The organism is Pseudomonas sp. FP1742 (genome assembly GCF_030687145.1).
In the GTDB taxonomy this organism is placed as follows: domain Bacteria; phylum Pseudomonadota; class Gammaproteobacteria; order Pseudomonadales; family Pseudomonadaceae; genus Aquipseudomonas; species Aquipseudomonas frederiksbergensis_D.
The window spans coordinates 4924009-4937832 of record NZ_CP117460.1 but is presented as its reverse complement, the minus strand read 5'-3'; the positions used below and the strand labels follow the sequence as shown (position 1 = coordinate 4937832).

13 protein-coding genes are annotated in these 13824 nt (G+C 59.3%); 7 read left to right on the top strand and 6 right to left on the bottom strand.

Annotated elements, in window-relative coordinates:
• Positions 1 to 25: 25 nt before the first annotated feature.
• On the bottom strand, positions 26 to 973 hold the full coding sequence (locus tag PSH64_RS22380) for a LysR family transcriptional regulator (protein WP_105342926.1): 948 nt from the start codon (positions 971 to 973) through the stop codon (positions 26 to 28).
• 253 nt (positions 974 to 1226) lie between these two features.
• Here PSH64_RS22380 and PSH64_RS22375 point away from each other — a divergent pair, with 253 nt between their 5' ends.
• Positions 1227 to 2510, top strand: coding sequence for an MFS transporter (locus PSH64_RS22375; RefSeq protein WP_305478699.1), 1284 nt, complete (start codon positions 1227 to 1229; stop codon positions 2508 to 2510).
• Positions 2511 to 2627: 117 nt separating this feature from the next.
• A complete protein-coding gene (locus PSH64_RS22370) occupies positions 2628 to 3869 on the top strand; it encodes an OprD family porin (RefSeq protein WP_105342929.1) in 1242 nt (413 codons plus the stop codon).
• Positions 3870 to 3934: 65 nt separating this feature from the next.
• Here PSH64_RS22370 and PSH64_RS22365 read toward each other — a convergent pair whose 3' ends face one another.
• The 3 genes from PSH64_RS22365 to PSH64_RS22355 form a co-directional block, all read right to left on the bottom strand.
• Positions 3935 to 4573: a LysE family translocator gene (locus tag PSH64_RS22365; protein ID WP_305478697.1), complete on the bottom strand. Its 639-nt coding sequence runs from the start codon at positions 4571 to 4573 to the stop codon at positions 3935 to 3937.
• Position 4574: 1 nt separating this feature from the next.
• On the bottom strand, positions 4575 to 5345 hold the full coding sequence (locus tag PSH64_RS22360; protein ID WP_105342934.1) for a 2OG-Fe(II) oxygenase: 771 nt from the start codon (positions 5343 to 5345) through the stop codon (positions 4575 to 4577).
• Between the two features lie 92 nt (positions 5346 to 5437).
• A complete protein-coding gene (locus PSH64_RS22355) occupies positions 5438 to 6064 on the bottom strand; it encodes a hypothetical protein (protein WP_105342937.1) in 627 nt (208 codons plus the stop codon).
• 90 nt (positions 6065 to 6154) lie between these two features.
• Here PSH64_RS22355 and PSH64_RS22350 point away from each other — a divergent pair, with 90 nt between their 5' ends.
• A complete protein-coding gene (locus PSH64_RS22350; protein WP_105342939.1) occupies positions 6155 to 7153 on the top strand; it encodes a LysR family transcriptional regulator in 999 nt (332 codons plus the stop codon).
• A gap of 175 nt (positions 7154 to 7328) precedes the next feature.
• Here PSH64_RS22350 and PSH64_RS22345 read toward each other — a convergent pair whose 3' ends face one another.
• Positions 7329 to 7736, bottom strand: a complete 408-nt coding sequence (locus PSH64_RS22345; RefSeq protein WP_105342942.1) for a PA2817 family protein — start codon at positions 7734 to 7736, stop codon at positions 7329 to 7331.
• Between the two features lie 100 nt (positions 7737 to 7836).
• Complete coding sequence (locus tag PSH64_RS22340) at positions 7837 to 10293, bottom strand: acyl-CoA dehydrogenase (RefSeq protein WP_105342944.1); 2457 nt, start codon at positions 10291 to 10293, stop codon at positions 7837 to 7839.
• Positions 10294 to 10542: 249 nt separating this feature from the next.
• Between PSH64_RS22340 and PSH64_RS22335 the strand changes: the two genes are divergently transcribed.
• The 4 genes from PSH64_RS22335 to PSH64_RS22320 all read left to right on the top strand — a co-directional run bounded on the left by PSH64_RS22335 (position 10543) and on the right by PSH64_RS22320 (position 13711).
• Positions 10543 to 11202: a transglutaminase family protein gene (locus PSH64_RS22335; protein ID WP_305478696.1), complete on the top strand. Its 660-nt coding sequence runs from the start codon at positions 10543 to 10545 to the stop codon at positions 11200 to 11202.
• 43 nt (positions 11203 to 11245) lie between these two features.
• Positions 11246 to 11869, top strand: coding sequence for a glutathione S-transferase family protein (locus tag PSH64_RS22330; RefSeq protein ID WP_305478695.1), 624 nt, complete (start codon positions 11246 to 11248; stop codon positions 11867 to 11869).
• Between the two features lie 133 nt (positions 11870 to 12002).
• On the top strand, positions 12003 to 12935 hold the full coding sequence (locus tag PSH64_RS22325) for an ABC transporter ATP-binding protein (protein WP_105342951.1): 933 nt from the start codon (positions 12003 to 12005) through the stop codon (positions 12933 to 12935).
• Positions 12932 to 13711 carry an ABC transporter permease gene (locus PSH64_RS22320; protein ID WP_105342953.1) on the top strand — a complete coding sequence of 260 codons (780 nt, stop codon included), beginning with the start codon at positions 12932 to 12934 and terminating at the stop codon, positions 13709 to 13711. The genes PSH64_RS22325 and PSH64_RS22320 overlap by 4 nt, the downstream gene beginning before the upstream one ends.
• The last annotated feature ends 113 nt before the right edge of the window (positions 13712 to 13824 follow it).

Here is a 13824-nt window from a genome sequence, read left to right as displayed (position 1 = left end):
GTTGTTACCCGAGGATAAGTAAAAGTTATTCAACGGGCCGTCGGCTGTTGAGGCCGGGCGTCGGAACCATTCGAAGCGGGCCGACATCCGCCGCGTATTGGCTGACCACCTGGCGGCTCATGTCGATGATGCTCTCGATCAACTCCAGGCCGACTCCGGCACGCCACGAAGCCACGACATCCAGTTGCGGCAAGCGGGTACCCGGCTCCAGCTGAATCAGCTCGCCACTGGCCAAGGGCTTGGCCACCAGCGCGGCCGGCAAGGCGCCAATCCCGAAGCCGTCACGAATCAGCCGGGTCATGGCCGACACCGAGTTGACGCAACTGACGCGTGGAGTATTGATGCCATGGGCGTGCAGCAGGTTGAGTACATCCTGATGCGGCCGGGAATTTTTAACGAAAGTGATGATGCGCTCACTGGCCATTTCGGCCAGTGAAGCATAGGGGCGGGCATAGATTGAATTGCTGGCGGCGATCCAGTGCATGGGATAGTGCCCCAGTTCGAGGTTGCGCACGCTCTCGTGGCGGATCAGGTCTGTCTGGAAAACGATGTCCAGATAGCCCTTTTGCAGTTGCTCGCACAGATTGCGCGCGGCGTCGGCGGTGATCTCGATTTCCACGGCGGGGAAGGTCTGCATCAGGGTCGACATCAACGGGCTGAGCCAGGTGTGGATCACCGTATCCATCACCCCGATGCGCACCAGCCCCTGTTGCGGGTTGGTGTTGTCCAGCGAGTGTTTCAGCGCTCGCTGAACCTCGAGCATCTGCTCGGCGTAGTCGAGCACCTTGAGACCTTCGAGTGTCAGCGACACCCCGCGCGAATCGCGCACGAACAAACGCAGACCCAACTCTTCTTCCAGAGAGGCAATCCGGCTGGAGATAGCGGCCTGAGTGCTGAACATTTTCTCTGCGGTGAGGCTGAAGCTTTGCAGGCGGGCGACCCAGACGAAGGTTTCGAGGAACTTGAGGTTCATAGCGGTTCTCCCGCAAAAATAAGTGTTCGGCGCATTGCAATTGTTACTCCAGAGTTCGTCGCCGGGGGTATCAAATTTTCTTATGCATAGCCTCGTTTTTTTCCCGTTTGACGCCGTTTGGCTCCGGCACGAAGAATCTGCTCCACGACGCAGGTCACTGCGTCCGTTCCCCACGACAACGCCTTCATAAAAAAATAAAGAGGCGTGTCCGTCATCTTCGCTTGCTGCCGCAGGAACTCCCATGGAAAAGACCATGACTGACCACGTACTTTCAGGTTCGGGCCGCACCGGCCCGTTCAGTTGGTACGGCCCCCTGTCGAAAAATGAAAAGCGCACCTTCTGGAGCTGCAAGATCGGCTATGCCCTGGATGGCATGGACACCCAGATGCTGAGTTTCGTCATTCCTACCCTCATCGCCACTTGGGGCATCTCCAGGGGCGAAGCCGGAATGATCGGCACCTGCACGCTGCTGGCTTCGGCGGCGGGTGGCTGGGTCGCCGGAATACTGTCCGACCGCATCGGCCGGGTGCGGACTTTGCAACTGACGGTGTTGTGGTTCGCGTTCTTCACCTTCCTCTGCGGACTGGCACAGAACTACGAGCAACTGCTGGTGGCCCGGACTCTGATGGGGTTTGGCTTCGGTGGCGAATGGACCGCGGGCGCGGTGCTGATCGGCGAGGTGATTCGCGCCCGGGATCGCGGCAAGGCCGTGGGCATGGTGCAGGCGGGATGGGCGCTGGGATGGGGGCTGACGGCTTTGCTGTATGCCGGGCTATTCAGCTTTCTGCCGCCGGAAGAGGCCTGGCGGGCGTTGTTCATGATCGGGTTGGTGCCTGCGTTGTTTGTATTGGTGATCCGCCGACTGGTCAAGGAGTCGGACACCTTCGAGCAGGCCTGTATCGAGCGCAAGGCCAAGCCGCAGAAGGATTCGCGTTGGGCCTTCTTCGAAATTTTCGCGCCACGGATGCTCAGTACCACCTTGCGCGCTTCGTTGCTGACCACCGGCGCACTGGGCGGTTATTACGCGATCACCACATGGTTACCGACTTACCTGAAAACCGAACGCGGCCTGAGCGTACTCGGCACTGGCGGCTATCTGGCGATGGTGATCGTCGGCTCCTACATCGGCTATGTGACCAGCGCGTTGCTGACCGATGCCATCGGCCGAAAAAAGAACTTCATCCTGTTTGCCGTCGGCTCCATGGCGATCGTTCTGGCCTACACCCGACTGCCCATCGATAACACCTGGATGCTCTGGCTGGGCTTTCCGCTGGGTTTCTTTGCCTCGGGTATTTTCGCTGGCATGGGGGCATTCCTGACCGAGTTGTTTCCGACCCGCATGCGCGGTTCGGGCCAGGGCTTTTGCTATAACGCCGGGCGCTCCATCGCCGCGCTGTTTCCATTGTTGATTGGGGCGCTGAGTGAAACGTTGCCCATTGGTACGGGGATCGGAATCTTCGCTGCCGGTGCCTATGGCGTGGTGATTCTGGCCGCATTAAGCCTGCCGGAAACCCGCGGTCGCCAACTCGAGTCCTGAACCCGACACGTCTGGGCAATTCTGCCCGGACGTCGCTGATCCACGGCTAATCGACATATCGGTCGCGATCGCCACGCCCCCGAGAGGGCTCGCTCGCGCCTGTAACAGGAGCACGGCATGAACGTTTCGCTTTCTACTCAACGGTTGTACATCCCGGTCGGCACATTGCTCGGCTTGAGCTTGCTCGGCGCACCGGCCGCGCAGGCGGATTTCATTGCTGACAGTAAAGGCAGCCTGGAGGCACGCAACTTCTACTTCAACCGCGATTTCCGCCAGGACGGCTCGCGTGAAAAGGCCGAGGAATGGGCGCAGGGTTTTCTGCTGCGGATGGAGTCCGGGTATACCGCTGGCACGCTGGGGTTTGGTCTGGATGCCCTGGGCATGGCCGGTTTCAAACTGGACTCCGGGGGCGGCACGGCGGGCACCAATCTGTTGCCGCCGGATTTGTCGGGCGGCTCACAGGATCGCTATGGCGAGTTGGGCCTGACGGCCAAAGTGCGTTTGTCCAACAGCACCCTGAAGCTGGGAACGTTGCAGATCAAGGATCCGGTGGTGAGCTCCAACGACACGCGTTTGTTGCCAGGAACGTTCAAGGGGGCACTGGTGAACGTTCAGGAAGTTGACCGATTGAAGCTGACCGCCGGGCAACTCACGCAGATCAACTTTGTCGATTCCACCGACTACCAGGACATGACCGCCAATCGCATCGGCGGGCAAAGCGACAAGTTCCAGTTCGCCGGGGCTGACTATCAGTTCCTGCCGAACCTGACGGCGCAGTACCGCTACGGCAAGCTGGAAAATATCTACCAGCAAAACTACCTCGGATTCGTGCACCTGCTGGATCTGGGGGCCGGCCAGTCGCTCAAGAGCGACGTGCGTTATGCGCGCAGCACCGAAGATGGCAACTTTCGTGCGCTCGATAACCAGGCTTTCGGTGCGTTGTTTACCTACAGCCTCGGCGGCCACGCACTGGGCTTGGGTTATCAGCGCATGAGCGGCGACGATCCGTTTCCGTATATTGGGCGCAGCGATCCGTATCTGGTCAACTTCGTGCAGATCGGTGACTTCGCCAACATTGACGAACACTCCTGGCAAGCGCGCTATGACTATAACTTCGCCGCATTGGGCGTGCCGGGGTTGAGCTTTATGACCCGCTACATCTCGGGTGATAACGTGCAGCGCAGTGCTCCGGGTGAAGGCAAGGAGTGGGAGCGCAACACTGATATCGCCTACGTGGTGCAGGACGGCACGTTGAAAGGCCTGGGCTTTAAATGGCGCAACGCATCAGTGCGTTCGAACTTCGGCAATGATCTGGATGAGAACCGCTTGATCGTCAGCTATACCCTGGCGCTTTGGTAAATGTCTGGGCCATCAAGCAAGCAATGAATCGACGGCCCGCCAGTCAGACTGGCGGGCCGTTTGTTTTACATCGACAGAATCAACCGGCCAGCGAACAGAATCAGGATCACCCCCATGGTTCGTTCGAACCAGTGCCCCATGCGCAAGAACAGCAGTCGCACCCGGGCGCTGGAAAAGAACAGCGCCACGATCACGAACCACAAGGCATTCACGAAACACATCCACAGCCCGTACAGCGCCTGAATCTGCAGCGGTGTCGAGGCACTGATGATGGTGGTGAAGATCGCCAGGAAGAACAGCGTGGCCTTGGGGTTGGTGGCGTTGGTCAGAAACCCTGTGCTGAAGGCCTTGAGCAAGGTCTGCTGCTCATCTGGCGCTTTTGCATCCTTGTCGCCGTCAATGGCCGCTTTGGGTTTGCTGCGCAACAGGCTCACGCCGAGGTACAGAATGTAGGCCCCCCCGACCACCTTGGCCACCGTCAACAACCAGGGCGTTGTATGCATCAATGCACCGACGCCGAGCAAGGTGTACAGCACATGTACGGAAATGCCCGCGCCAATGCCCAGTGCGGTGCAGATGCCCACTAAACGCCCGAAACGCACACTTTGGCGGATGGTCACGGCGAAGTCCGGTCCGGGGGCGACCACGGCCAGAAAATGGATCGTTGCCAGCGCCAGAAACTCGCCCAGGTAATTCGAAAACATCTCAACTCCAGAAAGTCAGGGGGGAAGCATTGCCGCGATAGCCGACAAAAAAAGAAAGGCTCAATCGCGGATCGTCCACACCTGGGGTCACCGAGTGCATGCGGCGCGAATTGAACATGATGAAGTCGCCCGGCTCAGGGCGAATCTCCAGGGTCGGAGGGCCGAGCAAGGCCGGGTCGATGCCGTAACTGTCGCCACGCATCTCGTCGAACTGGTCCGGGGAAATGTCGTGGTTCCACATCTGCAACGCGCCACCCTCGGTTGGCATGTTCAGGTAGACGTTGCAGGCGAACTGCGCTTCCAGGCTTTTGGCCTGGAAGCTGTCCGGGGCGTCCTTGGCGAAAATGTCGTGATGGGCGAGAAAGCACACCCCGGGTTTGACCACCCGGGACAGGCCCACATACATCTTGCGGCCATAGAGATTTTCCAGGTGCGCCCCCGCCGGCCAGGATTCGTCGAGCATGCAACGCAGGGTGTCGACAGGCGAGGAGTAGGGCGCACAACGGCTGCGCAATTCGGCGATGTTGCTGGTGGCGCGTTCGAAATAGTCTTCGATCAGCAGCGGCTGGTTTTCCGCTTCATAAAACGCCATGCCGATACGACCGATGCTCGGTGCGTTGATATAGCCTTCAAAGCCCGGGGCGAGGATCTTGTCGCCGATCTGAATCGCCAGTGGCTGCGGCAACAAGCCTCTGAGGCGGACGGCGAGGACTTCTTCGTTGGCCAGTTTTTTTATGCACGTCTCATCGAGACGCTCGACGTCAAGCATCATGTTCTCAGGTCCATCTATCAGAGAGTCAATAAAGCCCGCGAACGCAGGCTCCCCGGCGTCAGGCGATGACGGGGTCGACATCGCCCAAATGCTCAATCCACGTGGTAGTGGACTGACAGCGTTCCCTTTTTCTGTGAAAGGGAAGCGATCGTGACCGTGCCCAAATCCTTCAGGCTACGTACATGGGTGCCGCCGCAGCCGTAGGCGGGCAGTTCACCGAAACCGATTTCACGGGCGCCTTCGCGCAACGACGTCAGGCGCGGCAGGTCGTGGGAGATCCATTGCTTGATGCCGTACTGAATCGTCTGGGCATCAACGTCCTGCGCGCCATCGAGCGGTTTGAATTGCACACGCCCCTCATCCGGCCAGTGATGAGCCTTGATCGGCATCCAGCCCAGGGCCTGGACGAAATGACCGATCAGGTGCCCCGCCGAATGCATGCGCGTATTGAACTGGCGGCGTTGCTCGTCGACCCGAATCTGGATCATGCCGAGTTTTACCGGATGGTCGACGAAATGGATGATCCGGTCCGGGTCCTGAACCACGCGCAGCACCTGGCTTTCGCCGATCCAGCCGGTGTCACAGGGTTGTCCTCCCCCTTGGGGATGAAACAGTGTGGCGCGCAGCACCACGGCGAACTCGTTTTCATGGGGCGTGCAATCCAGGACTTCCACATTGGCCTTGAGGTCATCACTATGGAAAAAGAGGCGAAGCGTCATATTCCATGCCCTTATTAAAGTTTCTATTTTTATTATATGAACCGTGGAATTGCGTGATAATCCGTTCAAACATCAAAGGACTGTTGCGCTGTGAGCATAAATCTTCCCCTGCCGCTGCTCGGTGAAATGGCGATTTTCGTCAAGGTTGTCGAGACCGGCAGTTTCTCCGAAGCGGCACGCCAGTTGGGGTCTTCCCCCTCGGCGGTGAGTCGCAGCATTTCGCGTCTGGAGAAGGCACTTGCCACGCGTTTGCTGCAACGAACCACGCGCAAGCTGCGCCTGAGCGATGGGGGTGAAGAGGTGTTCAAGCGTTGCCAGGAAATGGTCAGCGCGGCGAAGTCGGTGATGGAAATCAGCGGTCAGTTCACCCATGAAGCGCAAGGGCTGGTACGAGTCAGCGTGCCCAAGGCTGTGGGGCGATTCGTGATTCATCCGCATATGCCGGAATTTCTGCGGCGTTATCCCAAGGTGGATGTGGAGTTGTTACTCGAGGACCGTCAGGTGGACCTGATCGACGACAATGTCGACCTGGCCATCCGTATTACCGATCGCCCGCCCGCGGGGCTAGTGGGGCGGCAGCTGCTGACCATCGATCATTTGCTCTGCGCCACGCCGCAGTACCTGGCCGAGCACGGCACACCGACTCATCCCCACGACTTGCTCAACCACAGCTGCATCTATCTGGGCGAAACCCCGAGCGATGCGCGCTGGAAATTCAAGAAAGGCAGCAAAGCCGTCACCGTCGGCGTGCGCGGACGTTATGCCGCCAATCACACAGGCGTGCGACTGGGCGCGGTATTGCAGCACATCGGCATCGGCAGCCTGCCGTACTTCACGGCCCGTTATGCGCTGGAACAGGGGCTGATTGTGCAGGTATTGCCGGACTGGACCTTCCTGGCGTCCTACCACGGAGGCGCCTGGCTGCTGCATTCGCCCACCCGCTATCTGCCACCCAAGTTACGGGTGTTCATCGACTATCTGGTGGAATGCCTGGAGAAGGAGCCGACCTTGAGCAAACCGGGGAGGTTGAGTGGTTCGGGTAAGGTCGCGACGGAGTATGAGTTGCCCGAGAGTGATGGGTTGCTCTGAATGTCCCTTTCGCGAGCAAGCCCGCTCCCACAGTTCGATCGCATTTTTCCTGGAAGAACTCGGTCAACTGTGGGAGCTCGCGAAGGCGGCTGCCCAATCACCACACCACTCGGCAATTCCACAAAAAAGGCCCGCATGAATAACCATGCGGGCCTTTTGCGTTACTGATCGGGGATCAGTGCTTGCTGTCCTGGTTCGACATCGCCAGCAGCTGTTTTTCCTGATTCCAGTCGAACGGTTCATCGTTCTGTTCAGCTTCGAAGCGACGTTCTTCAAGGGCCTGGTACAGGTCGATCTCTTCATCGGACAAGTAGTGCAGGCAGTCGCCGGCGAAGAACCACAGCAGATCCCGCGGGATCAGGTGGGCAATTTGCGGATAGCGGGAAATCACTTGAGTCAGGATGTCCTGGCCCAGGTATTGGCTTTCGATCGGTTCGATCGGCAGGGATGCCAGCAGTTCGTCGAAGCGCTCCAGGAACAAGGCATGGCTTTCTTCGGGAACCTGTTCGGCCTCACCTACGGCGACCAGGATGCTGCGCAGGTGGTCGAGCAAGACGAGATGATCGGCAACGACATTGGACACGAGATAAGTCCTCAAGAGCAAAACGGGCGCAGGAGTATAAAGCCCCTGCGCCCCTTTTTCACTGGGTAAAGAGCCCCATGAGAGCACACGGTCCTCTGGATCAGCGGACCTTGCCTTTGGCCAATACCAGCTCCTTTGGGTCGAAATCATCGACATCGATCACCTTGCGTCGCGCCACTTCTGCCTCGCGCAAGGTCTGGGCTTCAACCGGCTGCAAGACCCCAGCCTCCAGGGCGGCATCGATGACAGACTCCCCGACAGAGGGTTTGACCTGGCCACTTCTCAGGGCTGTATTGAGTTTTTTCTGGAGTGGCTTGGCGGCGTTCAGCAAATCGCAGGCGTGCTGCAGCGCGCCGACCGGGTCCTCTGTCGATTGCGGGCGATAGCAGCCTGCCAGTAACTCCTCAAGCGTTGGATCGCCCTTGGCGCGGCTGATGACCGCCGCGACTTTGGCCCCCAGCCTGTCCGATGGGCCTCTGTGCCGGCGACCGAACGGGAACACCAGCACCCGTAGCAGGCAGCCGAGTACCTTGTTCGGGAAGTTGGTCAGCAGTTCGTCCAGTGCACGTTCGGACTGGCCGAGACTCTCTTCCATGGCCCAGGCGAACAGCGGCTGCATATGCTCCGGCGAATCGAGGTCGTGATATCGCTTGAGTGCGGCGGAGGCGAGGTACAGGTAACTGAGCACATCGCCCAGACGTGCAGACAGCCGTTCGCGGCGTTTCAATTCACCGCCCAGCAGCATCATGCTCTGGTCTGCCAGCATGGCAAAGGCCGCGGCCTGACGGTTGAGGGCGCGGACATAGCCTTGGCTGAGCTTGTCCCCGGGTGCATGTTCGAAATGCCCGAGGCCAAGGTTCAACACCAGGGTGCTGGCGGCGTTGCTCACGGCAAAACCAATGTGTTTTAGCAGCAGGGCGTCGAATTCGATCAGTGCCTGTTGTTTGTCTTCGCGGTGGGCGAGGGCCATTTCCTTGAGCACGAACGGATGGCAGCGAATGGCGCCCTGGCCGAAGATCATCAGGTTGCGGGTCAGGATGTTCGCACCTTCGACCGTGACGGAAATGGGCGCACCTTGCCAGCTACGCGCGAGATAGTTGTTCGGGCCCATGATGATGGCCTTGCCGCCGTGAACATCCATGGCGTGACTGATGCACTCGCGACCGCGTTCGGAGAGGTGGTATTTGATGATGGCCGAGGGCACCGACGGTTTTTCGCCGAGGTCGACGGCGTTGGCGGTGAGCATCCGTGCGCTGTCCATCAGCCAGGTACTGCCGGCGATCCGCGCCAGTGCTTCCTGAATCCCTTCGAAGGCTGACAGCGGTGCGTTGAATTGTTCGCGTACCTGCGCATATTGGCCCGTCACCAGGCTGCTGAACTTGCCCGCGCCGGTACCGATGGCCGGCAGCGAAATGGAACGCCCCACCGACAGGCAGTTCATCAGCATCATCCAGCCTTCGCCGAGCATCTGCTGGCCGCCGATGATGAATTCCAGCGGTACGAACACGTCCTTGCCGGCGTTTGGGCCGTTCATGAAGGCGGCGCCCAGCGGCAGGTGACGGCGGCCGATTTCTACACCGGGAGTCTGGGTCGGAATCAAGGCGAGGCTGATCCCCAGGTCGACTTTGTCGCCCAGTAAATGATCCGGGTCATAGGCCTTGAAGGCCAGGCCGATCAAGGTCGCCACCGGGCCGAGGGTGATGTAGCGCTTTTCCCAGTTCAGGCGCAGGCCGAGGGTTTCCTTGCCTTCCCATTCACCTTTGCAGATCACCCCGGTGTCGGTCATGCCGCCGACATTGGAGCCCGCCATCGGACCCGTCAGGGCAAAGCAGGGGATATCGTCGCCGCGGGCCAGCCGTGGCAGGTAGTGATTACGTTGTTCATCGGTGCCGTAATGCAGCAGCAGTTCCGCAGGGCCCAGAGAGTTGGGCACCATGACGGTGGAGGCCAGGTCGCCGCTACGGGTCCCCAGTTTCATCGCGATCTGGGAGTGGGCATACGCCGAGAAGCCTTTGCCACCGTATTCCTTGGGGATGATCAGGGCAAAAAAGCCATGCTGCTTGATGTGGTCCCAGGCCTTGGGCGGCAGGTCCATCAACTGGCCGATCTGCCAGTCGCTGACCATGGCGCAGAGCTCTTCGGTCGGGCCATCGATGAACGCCTGTTCCTCTTCGCTCAGTTGCGCTTTTGGATAGGCCAGCAGCTTGTTCCAGTCCGGTCGACCGCTGAACAGCTCGCCATCCCACCAGACCGTGCCGGCTTCAATGGCTTCACGCTCGGTTTGCGACATCGGCGGCAGGTTCTTTTGAAACCAGCTGAACATGGGGGCCGTGAAGAGTTTTCGGCGCAGGTCCGGCAGTAACAGGGGGGCGGCCACGGCCGCCAGCATCACCCAGAAAATCAGCAGCAGCCAGACGGGGGCATGGCTCGCATGTCTGAAGATGCCCATCGCCAGCAGATAGACAGCGATGATGCCCAAAACGGGCAGAGGTGCAGTGCGGCGATGTGCCAGGTAGGCAATCCCGACCACCAGAATCAGTATCCACAACAGCAGCATAATTAATTCTCCGTGACGCCAGGGGCAAAACCACTCTCAGAGCTTAGACGGCATCCATAAAAGTGGGGGGGCAGAGCGATAGGTCTGAGCTTGCGGGAAGCAACGGCTGAATTCGCAGGTTGTATCAATGAAGAGCTGTTGAAGTTCTTCGGTCAACAGGGCGGTAAGCGCTGATATTTGGCCGAAACGTCGTTATCTCTGTGCTGAAGGTGTCGCTAGACTCGGGGCTTCCCTCTGGAGATTGCAGCCATGCACGCGTATCTGAGCCCCGGCCGCTTCATCGATAGTGACCATCCCTCGGTGGTGGAGTTCGCTGAAAAACACCGTGGCGCCCGGCGCGATCCGCTGGAGCAGGCGATCCATCTCTATTACGCCGTGCGCGAGGCCGTGCGCTACAACCCCTATACCTTCAGCCGTGATCCGCTGACCTTGCGCGGCAGCCATGCGTTGGCGGCCGGGGAGAGTTATTGCGTGCCCAAAGCCACGCTGCTGGCAGGTTGTGCCCGGCATTGCGGGATCCCGGCGCGAATCGGTCTGGCGGATGTGCGCAATCACCTGTCGACGCCACGGCTGCTCGAACTGCTCAAGAGCGACGTGTTCGCGATGCACGGCTACACCGAGTTGTATCTGAATGATCGTTGGGTCAAAGCCACGCCGGCCTTCAATCAACAACTGTGCGAATTGTTCAATGTCGCGCCGCTGGAATTCGACGGGATCCACGACAGCGTGTTCCATCCCTTCAACCGTGACGGCGAGCAGTTGATGGAGTACCTGATCGATCACGGCCAATTCACCGATGTGCCTGAAGCATTCTTTTTCGAGCACCTGCAAAAGTGCTATCCGCATCTGTTCGGCGAGCAAGTGCCGGTGCTGCTGGGTGATATGCAGAGCGATTTGAGTCGCGTCTGATCCGGCGTATGCTGCCTGCGCATTCATTCAACAAGGAGCGGTCATGCTGAAGATCTGGGGTCGGAAAAATTCGTCGAATGTCAGAAAACCGTTGTGGGCCGCCGAAGAATTGGGCCTGGCCTATGAAGCTGTTAATGCCGGCGGTGCCTTTGGCGTGGTCGACACGCCTGAGTACCGTGCGATGAATCCCAACGGCCGGGTGCCGGTGATTGAAGACGACGGTTTTGTGCTGTGGGAATCCAACACCATCGTGCGTTACCTGATGGCCCGCCATGCCAGCGGCACGGCGTGGTATCCGGCGGACCTGCAGGCCCGTGCCAGCGCCGAGAAGTGGATGGATTGGACCACCTCAACTTTTGCCGCACCGTTCCGCACGGTGTTCTGGGGCGTGTTGCGCACTCCGCCAGAGCAGCAGGACTGGCCGGCCATCAAGGCTGCGATCAAGGAGTGCGACGAGCTGCTGTCGATGGCCGATCAGGCCCTGGCGGCTAAGCCGTACCTGTCGGGCGATGAGATCGGCATGGGTGACATTCCCCTGGGCAGTTTCATCTATGCCTGGTTCGAGATGCCGATCGAACGTGCGCCGCTGCCTCATCTCGAAGCCTGGTACGCGCGGTTGAAACAGCGTCCGGCGTATCAGAAGGCTGTCATGACCGCGTTGACTTAATACTCACTATCGATACGCGTGACTGTACTTGTGTGGCGGCGACAAGCACCATTGCGCTCATGCGCCGCGGTTGCATTGCTCGCCGCCCGCCCTTATTTATTCCTTTCTTCCCTTCCTGGTGCGTAAATCCGATATGAGTTCCGCTCTGTCCATCCGGCAGCTAACCAAAACCTACGGCAACGGTTTCCAGGCCCTGAGTGGTATCGATCTGGATGTCGCCGAAGGTGACTTTTTCGCCTTGCTCGGCCCTAACGGCGCCGGCAAATCCACGACCATCGGCATTCTTTCGACCCTGGTGACCAAGACCAGCGGCACGGTGAATATCTTCGGCCACGACCTGGACAAGGAGCCGGCGGCGCTCAAGCGTTGCATTGGTGTGGTGCCCCAGGAATTCAACTTCAACCAGTTCGAAAAGACCTTCGACATTGTCGTGACCCAGGCCGGTTACTACGGCATCCCGGCGAGAATCGCCAAGGAACGCGCCGAGCAGTACCTGACTCAACTGGGCCTGTGGGACAAGCGCGATGTGCCGTCGCGCTCCCTGTCCGGCGGCATGAAGCGCCGCCTGATGATTGCCCGGGCACTGGTTCACGAACCACGCCTGTTGATCCTCGACGAACCGACGGCGGGGGTGGACATCGAATTGCGTCGCTCGATGTGGACCTTCCTCACCGAGCTGAACAAAAAAGGCATCACCATCATCCTCACCACTCACTACCTGGAAGAGGCTGAGCAGTTGTGCCGCAACATCGGCATCATCGATCACGGCAGGATCGTCGAGAACACCAGCATGAAGCAGCTGCTCAGCCAACTGCATGTCGAGACGTTCCTGCTGGACCTGAAGAACACGTTGCAAGTGGCGCCACAGTTGCTCGGCTACCCGACCAAACTGATCGACAGTCATACCCTGGAAGTCCAGGTCGACAAGGCCATGGGCATTACCGCGCTGTTCACCCAATTGGCGCAGCAGAACATCGAAGTGTTGAGCCTGCGTAACAAAACCAATCGCCTCGAGGAGTTGTTCGTGTCCCTGGTGGAGAAAAATCTGTCGAAGGTGGCGGTATGAGTTCCGAGCTGCAACCCAACCTCGTCGCCCTCAATACCATCGTTTACCGTGAGGTCAAGCGCTTCACCCGGATCTGGCCGCAGACCCTGCTGCCGCCGGCCATCACCATGGTTCTGTACTTCGTGATCTTCGGCAATCTGATCGGGCGTCAGATCGGCGGGATGGGTGGCTTCACCTACATGGAGTACATCGTACCGGGGCTGATCATGATGTCGGTGATCACCAACTCCTACGGCAACGTGGTATCGAGTTTCTTTGGCAGCAAGTTCCAGCGCTCCATCGAAGAGTTGATGGTGTCGCCGGTGTCGCCCCATACGATTCTGATTGGCTACACCCTGGGCGGCGTGCTGCGCGGGTTGATGGTCGGGATCATCGTGACGTTGCTGTCGCTGTTCTTCACCACGCTGCAGGTGCATCACCTGGGCGTGACCGTTCTGGTGGTGCTGCTGACGGCGACGATCTTCTCGCTGCTGGGTTTCATCAACGCGGTATTTGCGCGCAACTTCGATGACATCTCGATCATTCCGACCTTCGTGCTGACACCGCTGACGTACCTGGGCGGGGTGTTCTACTCGATCAGCCTGCTGCCACCGTTCTGGCAGACCGTGTCGCTGGCCAACCCGGTACTGCACATGGTCAACGCCTTCCGGTACGGCATCCTCGGCGTTTCCGATATCAAGATCAGCGTGGCGATCACTTTCATGCTGATAGCGACCGTTGTGCTGTACATCGGTTGTGTGCGGTTGCTGGTGAGTGGGCGCGGAATGCGTACCTAAGGAAGACCGAGTCGCCTGCTTCGCGAGCAAGCCCGCTCCCACACTGGATCTGTTGCGACCACATTATTCGTGAAGGCCCGCGAATCAATGTGGGAGCGGGCTTGCTCGCGAAG

Excerpts from the sequence above, each read along its gene's own strand:
- PSH64_RS22335 (WP_305478696.1), top strand. The coding sequence starts at position 10,543 with ATGCACGCGTATCTGAGCCCCGGCCGCTTCATCGATAGTGACCATCCC.
- PSH64_RS22325 (WP_105342951.1), top strand. The coding sequence starts at position 12,003 with ATGAGTTCCGCTCTGTCCATCCGGCAGCTAACCAAAACCTACGGCAAC.
- PSH64_RS22355 (WP_105342937.1), bottom strand. The coding sequence starts at position 6,064 with ATGACGCTTCGCCTCTTTTTCCATAGTGATGACCTCAAGGCCAATGTG.
- PSH64_RS22340 (WP_105342944.1), bottom strand. The coding sequence starts at position 10,293 with ATGCTGCTGTTGTGGATACTGATTCTGGTGGTCGGGATTGCCTACCTG.
- PSH64_RS22330 (WP_305478695.1), top strand. The coding sequence starts at position 11,246 with ATGCTGAAGATCTGGGGTCGGAAAAATTCGTCGAATGTCAGAAAACCG.
- PSH64_RS22365 (WP_305478697.1), bottom strand. The coding sequence starts at position 4,573 with ATGTTTTCGAATTACCTGGGCGAGTTTCTGGCGCTGGCAACGATCCAT.
- PSH64_RS22380 (WP_105342926.1), bottom strand. The coding sequence starts at position 973 with ATGAACCTCAAGTTCCTCGAAACCTTCGTCTGGGTCGCCCGCCTGCAA.
- PSH64_RS22375 (WP_305478699.1), top strand. The coding sequence starts at position 1,227 with ATGACTGACCACGTACTTTCAGGTTCGGGCCGCACCGGCCCGTTCAGT.
- PSH64_RS22320 (WP_105342953.1), top strand. The coding sequence starts at position 12,932 with ATGAGTTCCGAGCTGCAACCCAACCTCGTCGCCCTCAATACCATCGTT.
- PSH64_RS22370 (WP_105342929.1), top strand. The coding sequence starts at position 2,628 with ATGAACGTTTCGCTTTCTACTCAACGGTTGTACATCCCGGTCGGCACA.
- PSH64_RS22360 (WP_105342934.1), bottom strand. The coding sequence starts at position 5,345 with ATGATGCTTGACGTCGAGCGTCTCGATGAGACGTGCATAAAAAAACTG.